The sequence below is a fragment of the Enterobacter mori genome (assembly GCF_025244905.1).
In the GTDB taxonomy this organism is placed as follows: Bacteria; Pseudomonadota; Gammaproteobacteria; order Enterobacterales; family Enterobacteriaceae; genus Enterobacter; species Enterobacter mori_A.
In genome coordinates, this window is sequence record NZ_CP104285.1 from 3,272,252 (window position 1) to 3,285,588 (window position 13,337).

The 13,337-nt window shown below is 55.0% G+C and carries 14 protein-coding genes; all 14 read right to left on the reverse strand.

What is annotated here, in order from left to right; all coding sequences use genetic code 11:
• Nucleotides 1-8 precede the first annotated feature (8 nt).
• The 14 genes from N2K86_RS15385 to pdxB all read right to left on the reverse strand — a co-directional run bounded on the left by N2K86_RS15385 (nt 9) and on the right by pdxB (nt 13,320).
• Nucleotides 9-722, reverse strand: coding sequence for an ABC transporter permease (locus N2K86_RS15385; protein ID WP_010433272.1), 714 nt, complete (start codon nt 720-722; stop codon nt 9-11).
• Nucleotides 719-1,405, reverse strand: coding sequence for a histidine ABC transporter permease HisQ (locus N2K86_RS15390; protein WP_089597903.1), 687 nt, complete (start codon nt 1,403-1,405; stop codon nt 719-721). The genes N2K86_RS15385 and N2K86_RS15390 overlap by 4 nt, the downstream gene beginning before the upstream one ends.
• A gap of 88 nt (nt 1,406-1,493) precedes the next feature.
• Entirely contained in the window at nt 1,494-2,276 is a 783-nt protein-coding gene (hisJ, locus tag N2K86_RS15395; RefSeq protein ID WP_010433264.1) for a histidine ABC transporter substrate-binding protein HisJ, read from the reverse strand.
• Between the two features lie 225 nt (nt 2,277-2,501).
• Nucleotides 2,502-3,284, reverse strand: coding sequence for a lysine/arginine/ornithine ABC transporter substrate-binding protein ArgT (argT, locus tag N2K86_RS15400; RefSeq protein WP_260659185.1), 783 nt, complete (start codon nt 3,282-3,284; stop codon nt 2,502-2,504).
• A 290-nt stretch (nt 3,285-3,574) separates the two neighbouring features.
• A complete protein-coding gene (locus N2K86_RS15405) occupies nt 3,575-4,144 on the reverse strand; it encodes a UbiX family flavin prenyltransferase (protein ID WP_260659186.1) in 570 nt (189 codons plus the stop codon).
• Between the two features lie 89 nt (nt 4,145-4,233).
• Nucleotides 4,234-5,751, reverse strand: a complete 1,518-nt coding sequence (gene purF, locus N2K86_RS15410; protein WP_010433256.1) for an amidophosphoribosyltransferase — start codon at nt 5,749-5,751, stop codon at nt 4,234-4,236.
• Between the two features lie 33 nt (nt 5,752-5,784).
• Nucleotides 5,785-6,273: a colicin V production protein gene (gene cvpA / locus N2K86_RS15415; RefSeq protein WP_000262116.1), complete on the reverse strand. Its 489-nt coding sequence runs from the start codon at nt 6,271-6,273 to the stop codon at nt 5,785-5,787.
• Between the two features lie 254 nt (nt 6,274-6,527).
• Nucleotides 6,528-7,214 carry a cell division protein DedD gene (dedD, locus tag N2K86_RS15420; RefSeq protein ID WP_260659187.1) on the reverse strand — a complete coding sequence of 229 codons (687 nt, stop codon included), beginning with the start codon at nt 7,212-7,214 and terminating at the stop codon, nt 6,528-6,530.
• On the reverse strand, nt 7,204-8,472 hold the full coding sequence (gene folC / locus N2K86_RS15425; RefSeq protein WP_260659188.1) for a bifunctional tetrahydrofolate synthase/dihydrofolate synthase: 1,269 nt from the start codon (nt 8,470-8,472) through the stop codon (nt 7,204-7,206). The genes dedD and folC overlap by 11 nt, the downstream gene beginning before the upstream one ends.
• Nucleotides 8,473-8,542: 70 nt before the next feature.
• Complete coding sequence (gene accD, locus N2K86_RS15430; protein ID WP_126816643.1) at nt 8,543-9,448, reverse strand: acetyl-CoA carboxylase, carboxyltransferase subunit beta; 906 nt, start codon at nt 9,446-9,448, stop codon at nt 8,543-8,545.
• A 154-nt stretch (nt 9,449-9,602) separates the two neighbouring features.
• Entirely contained in the window at nt 9,603-10,262 is a 660-nt protein-coding gene (locus N2K86_RS15435) for a DedA family protein (RefSeq protein ID WP_006811410.1), read from the reverse strand.
• A 28-nt stretch (nt 10,263-10,290) separates the two neighbouring features.
• A complete protein-coding gene (gene truA / locus N2K86_RS15440; RefSeq protein ID WP_042716992.1) occupies nt 10,291-11,103 on the reverse strand; it encodes a tRNA pseudouridine(38-40) synthase TruA in 813 nt (270 codons plus the stop codon).
• Nucleotides 11,103-12,116, reverse strand: coding sequence for an aspartate-semialdehyde dehydrogenase (locus N2K86_RS15445; protein WP_260659189.1), 1,014 nt, complete (start codon nt 12,114-12,116; stop codon nt 11,103-11,105). Before N2K86_RS15445 ends, truA begins: the two co-directional genes overlap by 1 nt.
• Before the next feature lie 67 nt (nt 12,117-12,183).
• A complete protein-coding gene (gene pdxB, locus N2K86_RS15450) occupies nt 12,184-13,320 on the reverse strand; it encodes a 4-phosphoerythronate dehydrogenase PdxB (protein ID WP_260659190.1) in 1,137 nt (378 codons plus the stop codon).
• Between the last annotated feature and the right edge of the window lie 17 nt (nt 13,321-13,337).

The following is a 13,337-nucleotide window of genomic DNA, read 5'->3' on the forward strand; positions in this document are numbered from 1 at the left end:
CATCTTTCTCAGTGCGTCGAAGGTTTTATATGCTGCAACCAGCGTTTTTCAGCCTTACGGAACAGGCTAATCAGAACATAAGAGATAATTAAATAGAGCACGGCCGCAATGCCAAACGCAGTAAACGGCTGATAGGTCGCGGAGTTAATATCGCGCGCGATTTTGAGCAGATCCGGCACAGTCGCGGTAAATGCGAGCGCGGTGGAGTGCAGCATCAGAATCACTTCGTTGCTGTACGCAGGCAGCGCAATGCGAAGCGCCGACGGTAGAATGATACAGCGATAGAGCTTCACCGACGAAAAGCCGTACGCCCGCGCCGCTTCGATTTCACCGTAAGGGACAGAGCGGATCGCCCCCGCAAAGATCTCAGTGGTATAGGCGCAGGTATTGAGCGTCAACGCCAGAACCGTACAGTTCAGACCGCTGCGGAAGAACGCATTGAGCATCTCTGTGCCTTTCACGATCTCCAGCGTGTACATTCCCGAATAGAACACCAGCAGCTGCACATACAGGGGCGTACCGCGAAACACATAGGTGAACAGCCAGATCGGGAACTGGATAAATTTGTTGTTCGATACGCGGCCAATGGCGAGAAACACCGCCAGAATACCGCCCATCACCACGGAAGAAATCAGCAGCCAGAGCGTAATCGCCACGCCGGTAAAGCGGTAGCCATCCGTCCACAGCAGGGATTTCCAGTATTCCTGAATAATCTCAATCACAGGTCAGCCCTCTTCACACCCACGGAATAGCGACGCTCGAGCAGAAGCAGCACACCATTGGAGACCGTCGTAAACACCAGATAGATCACGCCACAGACTACCGCAAAGTAGAAGGGCTCCCAGGTACTCTTGCCCGCCAGCTGAGTCGCTTTGACGACGTCTTCCAGACCAAGCAGCGAGACCAACGCTGTCGCTTTGAGGATAACCTGCCAGTTGTTACCGATGCCCGGTAGCGCATAGCGCATCATGGCAGGGAACATGATCCGGCGAAACGTTTGTGAGGAGGTAAAACCAAATGCGGTTGCCGCTTCAATGTGCCCTCTCGGGACGGCCATATAAGCGCCACGGAAGGTCTCCGTGAAGTAAGCACCGTAGATAAAACCGAGGGTAATAATACCGGCTACCATTGGGTCGATATCGATCTGTTCCATGCCAACGGCGTCAGTAATGCCGTTCAGCGCGATCTGCAGACCGTAAAAAATCAGCAGCATCAACACCAGATCGGGTACGCCGCGAATAAGCGTGGTATAGCCTTCGAATATGAGCGCCAGGGGTTTATTTGCCGACAGCTTTGCCCCTGCGCCCGCCAGACCTATCAGCACCGCCAGTACCACGGAGCTGATAGCCAGCTCAAGGGTGACAAGCGCGCCTTGTAAAATAACGCCAGAAAATCCGTACAGCATACCGCGTGCCCTGTCGTGTCGTGAGTGGTGGAACCGTGTCTTTTCCCCTCCCTGAGCGGGAGGGGCCGCACGTTATTTGACGGGGCGATTAGCCACCGTAAACATTAAAATCAAAGTACTTTTTCGCCAGCTTGTCGTAGGTGCCGTCAGCACGCATTTCGGCGAAGGCTTTGTTCAGCGCTTCACGCAGCTCGTTGTCTTCTTTGCGCAGGCCCATACCGGTGCCCACACCAAACAACTTCACGTCCTTAATGGACGGGCCGCCAAATTTGTAATCTTTACCCACCGGCGTTTTCAGGAATCCTTCGCTTGCCGCGACTTCATCCTGGAATGCCGCATCAATTCGGCCTGCCGTCAGGTCTGCGTAGATATTTTCCTGGCCCTGATAAGAGACGATTTCGATCCCCTTCGGCGCCCAGTGTTCGTTGCCGTAGGTTTCCTGCGTGGTGCCCTGCAGCACGCCGACGCGTTTGCCCTTCAGCGACTCAAGGGTAGGCTGAATGTCTGAAGACTTAGCCACCACCAGACGAGAATCCGCCGCGTAGAGTTTGTCGGTGAAGGCAATCTCCTGCTGGCGTTTTTCAGTGATGGAAAGAGAGGACATGATTACGTCGATTTTTTTCGCTTTCAGCGACGGGATCAGGGCGTCCAGCGGGTTCTCAACGTAGGTACATTGCGCTTTAATACGTTTGCACAGCTCATTGGCCAGATCGATGTCAAAACCCACCAGTTCACCCTTCGCATTCTTCGATTCAAAGGGGGCATAGGTAGGGTCAGTACCAATACGAATTTTTTGCGGAACGGCTGCGAATGCCGCGGTGGCGCTGGAAAAGGCCAGTACCAGAGAGAGTGACAACACGAGTTTTTTCATATCTATCCTCAACAAACTGTCTTCATACGGTTTTTTACGACGACGGGGTGCGGTTAATGTGCCATTAATCCACGCTGTCAGGCAAAGAATAATGCCCTTCTGGCGGGATTTTTTGCATTATAAATGCTTAAGTATGCACGAGACGACCCAATATGGTGCACAATCTGCACCATATTGAATCACCCACACCAGCGACGCACCATGTCAGTGCATCACCGTTATGCGTTAGTCACCGTAGACGTTGAAGTCGAAGTATTTCTTCGCCAGTTTGTCATAGGTACCGTCTTTACGCAGCTCAGCGAAGGCTTTGTCAAAGGCGGCTTTCAGCTCGGTATCGTCCTTACGCAGGCCGATACCGGTGCCGTCACCAAAGTATTTTTTGTCTTTCACGGACGGGCCCGCAAAGGCGTACTCTTTACCGGCTGGCTGCTTCAGGAAGCCTTCGCTCGCGGCGACTTCATCCTGGAATGCGGCATCCAGACGGCCTGCCGCCAGGTCAGAGTAAATCAGATCCTGGTTCTGGTAAGCCACCACGTCCACGCCCTTCTCACGCCAGTTAGCATTGGCAAAACCTTCCTGCGTCGAGCCCTGAAGCACGCCGACATGCTTGCCTTTCAGCGAGTCGATGGTCGGTTGAATCGGGGAACCCTTGGCCGCAATCAGACGAGAATCCGCAGCGTAGAGCTTCTCAGAGAAGGCGATCTCCTGCTGACGTTTTTCGGTGATGGAGAGAGAAGAGATAATGGCGTCGATTTTTTTGGCTTTCAGCGACGGGATTAACGCGTCAAAGTCGCTGCCCACCCATGTGCATTTCACCGCAATGCGTTTGCACATTTCATTTCCCAGATCGATATCAAACCCCACGAAATCGCCTTTCGCATCCTTGGAAGAGAATGGCGCGTAGGTTGCGTCTGTACCGATACGAACCGTCTGTGGCAGTGCTGCGTAGCTACCTGCTGCTGCACTTAACCCCACGAGCAAAGACAGAGCCAGAACCGTCTTCTTCATACATTTACCCTCAAGTACCGTGATTTTATTATGTATTGTGTAGTGTGTTGTGTTGCAGGCTTCTCTTGCAGGTCTTATGCCACATTCCCGTCCGGTCAAAAATTCGACGTTAAATATGTTAATAAAACGTTGCGATATTGCCTTAGTGGTGAAAGATAGCAGGTCTGCCGAACGAACCGGAGAGGGAAGAAGGGAAAAAACGAATTAAATGTCGAGGATATGATCGCCGTTGCATAATTGCCCTGAAACAGGGCAACTTGTCTTTTCATGCACTTTGTTTGTGCACAAATTCAGGCACCCTGCCAGCGGGTGAAAAGGTCTTCCGGCAGGTCAATATCAAACTGGTCCAGCACGCGGTTAACGGTCTGGTTGATGATGTCATCCAGCGTTTGCGGGCGATGGTAGAACGCCGGGACCGGCGGCATGATGACGGCCCCAAGTTCAGCCGCCTGCGTCATTAGACGAAGATGCCCCAGATGCAGCGGTGTTTCCCGCACGCAGAGCACCAGTGGACGACGCTCTTTCAGCACCACATCCGCGGCGCGGGTTACCAGAGTGTCGGTATAGCTGTTCACAATGCCTGAAAGCGTTTTTATTGAACAGGGCAGGATAACCATACCCGCCGTTTTAAACGAGCCTGAAGAGATACTGGCAGCGATATCGCGGGCATCGTGAACAACATCCGCCAGTGCCTGAACGTCACGCAGGGAGAGGTCGGTTTCAAGCGACAGGGTCTGACGCGCCGCCTGGCTCATCACCAGATGGGTTTCTACTTCAGGTACGTCACGCAGCACCTGCAACAGGCGCACGCCGTAGATGGCTCCGCTGGCACCGCTGATACCGATAATGAGTCGTTTCATGATTTTTGCCCTTGCTGAATTCAGGGCTGACTGTGCAGGATTTTACAGGGAGTTGCAAGTGAGGGCACCCGCCCTCACCTGCTCAGGCGTTAGCCTTCGTTGTGCATCTCTAAGCTTTCAAGATCGTTCTGCAGCTGGACGGCTTTCGCATCGTCGTTACGCAGAGAATCCAGGTAGTCGAGATACTGCTGGTCAACGTCTTTCGTCACGTACACGCCGTTAAACACTGAGCATTCGAACTGCTGAATGTCCGGGTTCTCGGCACGCACCGCGTCGATCAGATCGTTCAGATCCTGGAAAATCAGGCCGTCGGCACCGATAATCTGGCGAATTTCGTCCACTTCACGACCGTGAGCAATCAGCTCGGTCGCGGTTGGCATGTCGATGCCGTACACGTTCGGGAAGCGAATTTCTGGCGCTGCAGATGCCAGGTACACTTTCTTCGCACCGGCTTCGCGTGCCATTTCGATAATCTGCTCAGACGTCGTACCGCGAACGATGGAATCATCCACCAGCAGTACATTCTTGTCGCGGAACTCAGCGCGGTTGGCGTTCAGCTTACGACGTACGGACTTACGGCGCAGATGCTGGCCCGGCATGATAAAGGTGCGGCCAACGTAGCGGTTCTTCACGAAGCCCTGGCGGTATGGCTTATCCAGAATACGCGCGATTTCCAGCGCGATATCGCAGGAGGTTTCCGGGATAGGGATCACGACGTCGATATCGAGATCGTCCCACTCGCGGGCAATCTTCTCGCCGAGCTTCGTACCCATGTTCACGCGCGCGCTGTACACGGAAATTTTGTCGATGAACGAGTCCGGACGGGCGAAGTAAACGTATTCGAACAGGCACGGATTGCTGACCGGATTGTCAGCACACTGGCGGGTAAACAGCTGGCCCTTCTCAGTGATGTAGACCGCTTCGCCCGGCGCAACGTCACGCAGGAATTCAAAGCCCAGAGTGTCCAGCGCCACGCTTTCAGAGGCGACCATATACTCCGTACGACCATCGCCGAGCTCACGTTTGCCGAGCACCAGAGGACGAATGCCGTTTGGATCGCGGAAAGCAACCATGCCGTGACCGATAATCATCGCCACGCAGGCATACGCACCGCGGATCTGACGATTTGTAGCGGCAATGGCAGCAAAAATGTTGTCCGCTTCCAGCGGGTAGTGACGGAAGTTATCCAGCTCGCTGGCGAACACGTTGAGCAGAATTTCAGAATCAGAAGTGGTGTTAATGTGGCGACGTTTCTCTTCGAACAGCTTTTTACGCAGCTCGTGCGCGTTGGTCAGGTTGCCGTTATGAGCAAGGGTGATGCCGTACGGTGAGTTGACGTAGAAAGGCTGTGCCTCAGAGGCGCTGGAACTGCCAGCAGTAGGATAACGAACGTGACCGATCCCCATATTACCTTGCAGACGCTGCATATGGCGGGCTTCAAACACATCGTTTACCAGGCCATTCGCCTTACGTAAACGGAAGCAGTTGTTTGCATCAATGGTGATGATACCCGCAGCATCCTGCCCACGGTGCTGAAGCACCGTTAACGCGTCATAAATCGACTGGTTTACCGGCATGAAACCGGCGATACCGACAATACCGCACATTCGTCTTTTCCTCGTTAAGCCACATCTCAGGGTTTATGCCCTGGGCAAAAAACTCGACGAGCTTTGCAGATAGTCAAAGAACCATCTGATGATGAAGCTGAACTCTGGAATGAGCTGCGATTTCTGCCAGTCTTCGCTTTTGGAGAACCCGGTGAAGGTATCCAGGAAGAACAGTATCGCGGCCACAATCAGCACGCCTCGCAACGCGCCGAAACAGATCCCGAGCACCCTGTCCGTTCCTGACAGACCGGTTTTCTCGACCAGCTGACCTATCACGTAATTGACGATAGCGCCGACAATCAGCGTCGCGATAAACAGCACCGCGATGGCGATTCCGTTTCGGACCAGTTCATCTTCAAAGCCCGTGAACCAGACAGACAGGTAAGTGTAGTAATGACTGGCAACAAAGAAAGCACAACCCCATGTCACCAGCGATAACGCTTCACGAACAAAGCCACGGATCAGGCTAACCAGACAGGAAAAACCAATCACCGCAATGATGGCGTAATCAATCCAGACCATATGTGTCCCACGATTTAACGCCCTGTCATCCAGTTCGGGGCGAATTCTAACAGAAAAAGAAAACGTTTGCGTAGGGATTTCCTTCCCGCGCGTAAATAAAAAAGGCGCTGAAAAAATGTTCAACGCCGTGGCTTATTACGTCTCTTTGGACGTCTGCCATTCCCCCTCACCCCAGCCCTCTCCCTCAAGGGAGAGGGAGCAAACCATCCCCCCGCCCCTCTGGGGAGAGGGTTAGGGTGAGGGGCAAGATTTTATCAGTTTGCGCTGTAGTTCATCACCACACCACTCAGCCCGGAGATCTGCTTCAGCTCACCCAGCGACCCTTTCAGCTTATCTTTCGACGCTTCCGGCCCCACCAGGATACGGGTAATTTTACCCTGCACCGGCGTGGAAGGTGAAGTGTAAACACGGTATCCCGCGCCGCGCAGTTTACTCACCACCTCGTTGACTTTATCGGCGTTTTTCAATGCGCCAAGCTGAACAACGTAGGCTTTACCGGTCGGTGCCGCGTCTTGTTTAGCCGGTGGTGGGGCTTCTGACGCTGCGGCCAGCTGCTCTGCCGCTTTATCCCGCTGCGGCTTCGGCTGCGGTTTCTCGACAGGCTTCGGTTTTTCAACAGCCTTAGGCTGCTCCACCGGAACCGGATCGATTTCGATGTTGTTATTCGCAGCCAGGCGAGAAGGGTCGAGCGACGGTGCGGCGGCATCGCCTGCACGCACCTCTTCTGCCGCACCCTCTGGCGGCTGAGCAGGCAGCGCCTGCGTTGCGGCTGGCAGCATGTCTGGCTCATCGCGATCGCCCGGTTTCGGCACCAGCGGAATGGCCGCAAACTCGTCCTGATAATGCTTTTTCTGCCCGTCGAGCAGTCCCGGAAGAATAATCACCCCGAGCGCGACCAGCACAATGGTTCCTGTTAAACGGTTCTGAAACTTACTCGCCACCGGTTCTCCCCGCGTCCATCACTTCCATGACATGTGCCACCGTGTGGAATGAACCACACACCAGCACGGTATCTTCTGGTTTAGCATCCGCCATCGCAGCATGCCAGGCCTGAGCCACGCTACTATAGATTGCGCCTGTGCCGAGATGTTCCGTCAACTGCTCAGCCGTCGCGCCACGCGGCCCCTCCAGAGGAGCACAATACCAGCTATCGACCACACTCTCCATGCAGGCCAGCGTCCCGCCGATATCTTTATCATGAAGCATACCGATAACCGCCAGCACGCGCCCGGTTTTTGGTAACGATTTGAGACGTCCTGCGAGATACGCCGCTGCGTGCGGGTTGTGGGCCACATCCAGAATCAGGCGCGGTGATTCGCTGACGATCTGGAAACGCCCGGGCAGAATGGCATTCTCAATGCCGTCGCGGATAGCCTGTTCGCTGACCGCCAATCCGCTGGCGCGCAGTGCCGCCAGCGCGGTGGCCGCGTTCGGCTGTGGCACCTGCGGTAACGGCAGATTGTCCAGCGCGCCCTGCGCATCGCTAAAGCGCCAGCCGTTGCCCTGAACCTCATAGTGCCAGTCCACGCCGCGGCGCAATAAATGAGCGCCCTTCTCTTTCGCCACGTCGGCGATGGTGTGCGGCATGTCCGGCTCGCCGACCACGGCTGGCTTATTCGCCCGGAAAATACCGGCCTTTTCACGGCCAATGCTTTCACGGTCTGGCCCCAGCCAGTCGGTATGATCCAATGCGATGCTGGTGACGACGGCGACATCCGCATCCACCATATTGGTGGCGTCAAGACGACCACCAAGGCCGACTTCCAGAATCACCACGTCCAGCTGCGCCTGTTTGAACAGCCACAGGGCCGACAAAGTGCCGTATTCAAAATAGGTTAATGAGATCTCACCGCGTGCGGCTTCAATTTCTGCAAACGACGCCGTATGCGCCGATTCCGGCAGTTCGCTGTTCTGCACGCGCACGCGCTCGGTGTAGCGCACCAGGTGTGGAGAGCTGTAAACGCCTACCTTGTAACCCGCCGCCATCAGGACGGATTCCAGCGTGCGGCAGGTTGTGCCTTTCCCGTTGGTGCCCGCGACGGTGAACACGAACGGGGCCGGTTTGAGCACATCAAGACGCGCGGCGACCTGGCTTACGCGTTCAAGCCCCATATCGATGGTTTTACTGTGCAGGTTTTCCAGATAAGAAAGCCACGCGGCCAGGGGCGACGTGGCTTGGGGAATGCTTTTATTTTCCATAATGCCCGGTTGTCATTAACAGATTAGAAAGCAAAAGGGCAGCGCCAACCGGCCCTGCCCTTTTCAGTTATCAGGCCTCGGGTTCCTGATCCGGTACGATCACGCCTTCGCGTGGCTCATCCGGGTTCGGCGCGGGCAGATTCATCAGCTTCGCCAGAACGCTTGCCAGTTTCAGGCGCATTTCCGGGCGGCGAACGATCATGTCGATAGCGCCTTTCTCGATGAGGAACTCACTGCGCTGGAAGCCCGGCGGCAGTTTTTCACGTACGGTTTGTTCGATAACGCGAGGACCGGCAAAGCCAATCAGCGCTTTTGGCTCAGCGATGTTCAGGTCGCCCAGCATTGCGAAGCTTGCAGAGACGCCACCCATGGTTGGGTCGGTCAGTACAGAAATGTACGGCAGACCGCGCTCCTGCATTTTCGCCAGCGCTGCAGAGGTTTTCGCCATCTGCATCAGGGACATCAGCGCTTCCTGCATACGCGCACCACCTGAAGCGGAGAAGCAGATCAGCGGGCAGTTGTCTTCCAGCGCCTGCTCAACGGCACGCACGAAGCGCGCACCGACCACAGACCCCATTGAGCCGCCCATAAAGGCGAACTCAAACGCGGCGGCAACAACCGGCATCTCATGCAGGGTGCCTTTCATGACGATCAGCGCGTCTTTCTCGCCGGTCTCTTTCTGTGCAGAGGCCAGACGATCTTTGTATTTTTTGGAATCACGGAACTTCAGCACGTCTTTTGGCTCAAGTTCGCTGCCCAGCTCTACCAGAGAGCCTTCGTCCAGCAGGCTATGCAGGCGGTTGCGCGCCGACATACGCATGTGGTGGTCACATTTTGGACACACTTCAAGATTGCGTTCCAGCTCTGCACGATACAGAACCTGGCCGCAGCTATCACACTTCGTCCATACCCCTTCAGGAATGCTCGCTTTACGCGTTGGGGTAATGTTGCTTTTAATTCGTTCAATCCAGCTCATTGATAACCTTTCTGCCTGAACCTGGTCGTATGCCAGTTTTGCTATAAGAGGCGAATAATGCCATTTTTGCCTCCAACAGACCATGAATGTTGCACATTAAAACATAACAGCCCGAAACTTTGGATAAAAAAGTGGTCGAACCGCCAGCGTGCATTTACTTCGCTTGTTTAGCTGCCGCCCGTTTGTGGCGGATGATTTCGATAACACCCGGCAGCACAGAAAGCACAATAATCGCTACAATCAGCAACTTAAGGTTTTCCTGAACCACTGGCAGATCGCCAAACAGGTAGCCTGCGTAAGTAAAGAGCAGTACCCACAGCAGCGCACCGACAACGTTATACATCGCAAAATGACGATAGGACATATGCCCCATTCCTGCCACAAACGGTGCAAAGGTACGAACGATGGGGACAAAACGGGCAAGAATAATGGTTTTGCCGCCGTGACGCTCGTAAAAGGCATGCGTTTTATCTAAATAGCTGCGGCGGAAAATTTTTGAGTCCGGATTACTGAAGAGCCGTTCTCCGAACACCCGCCCAATCGTGTAGTTGACCGCATCACCGATAATCGCGGCGATGATCATCAACACTACCATTAAATGGACATTCAGGTCGTTGGTCGGCAGTGCAGATAACGCTCCGGCTACAAACAGCAGCGAATCCCCCGGCAGGAACGGCGTCACAACCAGACCCGTTTCACAGAACAGGATCAGGAACAGAATGGCATATACCCAGACGCCATACTGCGCGACCAGTTCCGCCAGGTGAACATCAATATGCAGAATGAAATCAATCAGAAAACGTATTACGTCCATATTGTCTAAGCCTTAATTGCACCTTTGTTTAGTCCGCTAAAAACAGCGGGCCCATTGGCGGTTTTGGCAGGTCAAACCGATCCGGATAATCCACCGAGACCAGATACAGCCCTTCCGCTTTCGCCGTTGCTGCCGCAAGCGTTCTGTCCTTCGCTGCCAGCAGTTCTGCAATCCAGCTCTCCGGCTGGTGTCCGGCACCCACTTCCATCAGGCTGCCAACAATATTCCGCACCATATGATGTACAAAGGCATTGGCTTTGATATCTACCACCACATACGCACCATAACGACTGACGTTAATGTGCATGACGTTACGCCACGGCGTACGGGACTGACACTGCACCGCACGAAACGACGTAAAGTCATTTTCTCCAATCAGACACTGCGCCGCACGCTGCATACGTTCTGCATCAAGCGGCTCATAAAAATGCGTCACGCCCTGACTTAACACTGCCGGACGCAGACGCTGGTTGTAGATGACGTAGCGGTAGCGTCGCGCAGTGGCGCTGAAACGCGCATGAAAATCATCCGGCACAGCTTTCACCCAACGCACAGCAATGTCACCAGGTAAATTCGCATTTACACCCAGCGTCCAGGCAGCATCCTTGCGCACGGCGGTGGTTTCAAAGTGCACCACCTGCCCTGTGCCGTGAACACCGGCGTCGGTTCGGCCTGCGCATAAGACGTTAATCGGCTCATTCGCTACCTGAGAAAGCGCTTTCTCCAGCTTTTCCTGAACACTGCGCACTTCGTTCTGACGCTGCCAGCCATAATATTTACTGCCATCGTATTCAATGCCGAGGGCAATTCTATGGACCGGCTTTTGTTCCACTTCTGACATCAGTACAGGTACTCCTGCACCAGCTTCTCGGCGATTTTGACCGCCATCAACGCGCCGCCAAAACGTACGTTATCGGCAACGGACCAGAACTGTACCTGCTCGGGCATGCCGTAATCGTTGCGCACGCAGCCAACGGAAAGATGCGCGCTACCGGTGGCATCGCCCACCTGGGTCGGGAATTCACTCTCTTCGGAAAGGACGATATCTTCACCGCGGCTAAACGCATCGCGCGCTTCTTCTGCCGCCAGCGGACGCAGGGCTTCAAAGCCAACCATCTGCGCGTGCCCGTAGAAGACCGGGGACTGCACAACGTTAGCAGAGATCATCAGCCCTTCATCCTGCAGCACTTTGCGCACTTCATCGACGATACGACGCTCTTCGCGCACGGAACCTTCACGATCCGGCAGCAGTGGCAGCATGTTGAATGCCAGCTGGCGACCAAAGAAATCGTCTTCGTCAATCGGAATACCGTTCAGCAGCTTCGCGCTCTGCCCGGCCAGCGCATCGACCGCTTTTTTACCGTTAGCGGAGGCCGACAGCAGGCTTGTCACATTAATACGAGACAGGCCACCGTCGTCGATCAGCGGTTTCAGGGCGGTCAGCAGCTGACTGGTCAGGCTGTTCGGCACCGCAATGACGTTACGGTTGCGGTAGTCAGCCAGCACAAACGGGTTCACGTCCGGCACCACCAGCGGCACATCCGGCTCCATTGAGAACAGGCCGCTGAGGTCGATCACCAGGCAGCCTGCGTTTGTCGCCTCTTCAATGTACGCCGCAGTCGCCTCAGCGCCCGCGGCGAAAAATGCCAGCTGCGCCTGCGTCCAGTCGAACGCTGCCGCATCCTGGACCATGACGGATTTACCGTTAAAACGCAGATGCTCACCTGCGCTGTCGGTACGCGCCAGCGCATAGATGTCGCCCACCGGGAACTGACGCTCAGCAAGGGTTTCGAGCAGGGCTTCGCCCACGGCACCCGTGGCACCTAAAATGGCAATGTTCCAGCCTTCAGACATGGTGGTTTACTCCAGAAATAAAAAAGCGTCCCTGTCGGAGTATCCGGCAGGGAGCATTAAGAAGACATTAATGTGCCGGATGATGAACGGCGTTAAACCCGAGTTTATGCAGCAGCGTCGCCGCCGTTGCGTCGTCGCAGATCACATACAGGGAAGACCACTCGCGGCGCTCAACATAGTTCTTACGCAGTTTATCAAACTCACCCGGCAAACCCGCTGATTTACGCAGCAGCGCATCATCGCGGCGCACATCATACACCAAATGCACCAGCCTTTTCAGCGTTGCCTGATCGAGCGGGCCATGCAGAGTGATGCGACCAAATTCAGGCGCGGGGAGTAAGGTATCCAGCGCTACCTGCTGTGGATGGCCGATAAAGGCGCTGTAGGCTTCAAACACCTGCGTCGTGCCGCGCGCTTTGCCTTCAAGCGTGTAGCCGGCGATATGCGCGGTTCCCACGTCCACCTTGTTGAGTAGCTCAACGTTGAGATCCGGCTCAGGTTCCCAGACGTCCAGCACCACGCTCAGATCTTGTCCCTCTGTCAGACATTTCAACAGTGCGGCGTTGTCCACGACCGGGCCACGGCAGGCATTTATCAGAATAGTGCCAGCCTTCAGACGGCGGATCAGCGTTTCATCGGCCAGATGAAGAGACTTATACGGCCCCTCTTTGAAAAGCGGCGTGTGGAAGGTGATCACATCACACTGTTCAACCAGCTCATCCAGCGAGCGGAAGTCGCCTTCATCGCCGTTGTCTTTGCGCGGCGGGTCGCATAGCAAGGTGCGGATCCCTAACGCTTCAAAACGCTTTTGCAGGCGACCACCCACGTTGCCCACGCCGACAATCCCCACGGTGCGGTCTTTCAGCGCAAAACCATCGCGCTCGGCCAGCATCAGCAGCGAGGAGAAAACGTATTCCACAACGGCAATGGCGTTACAGCCCGGCGCGGCAGAGAAGCCGATCCCCGCCTGCTTAAGCCACTTGTCATCCACATGATCGGTCCCTGCCGTTGCGGTCCCGACAAATTTCACCGTTTTGCCGGAGAGCAACGTCTCATTTACTTTGGTCACCGAGCGTACCATCAGGGCATCGGCATCATCCAGTTCGTTGACCGGAATCGGGCGACCAGGGACAGCCTTAACGTCGCCAAGGCGGCTAAACAGCTCGCGGGCGTAAGGCATATTTTCATCAACGAGGATTTTCACGTCTGAGTACCTGTTTG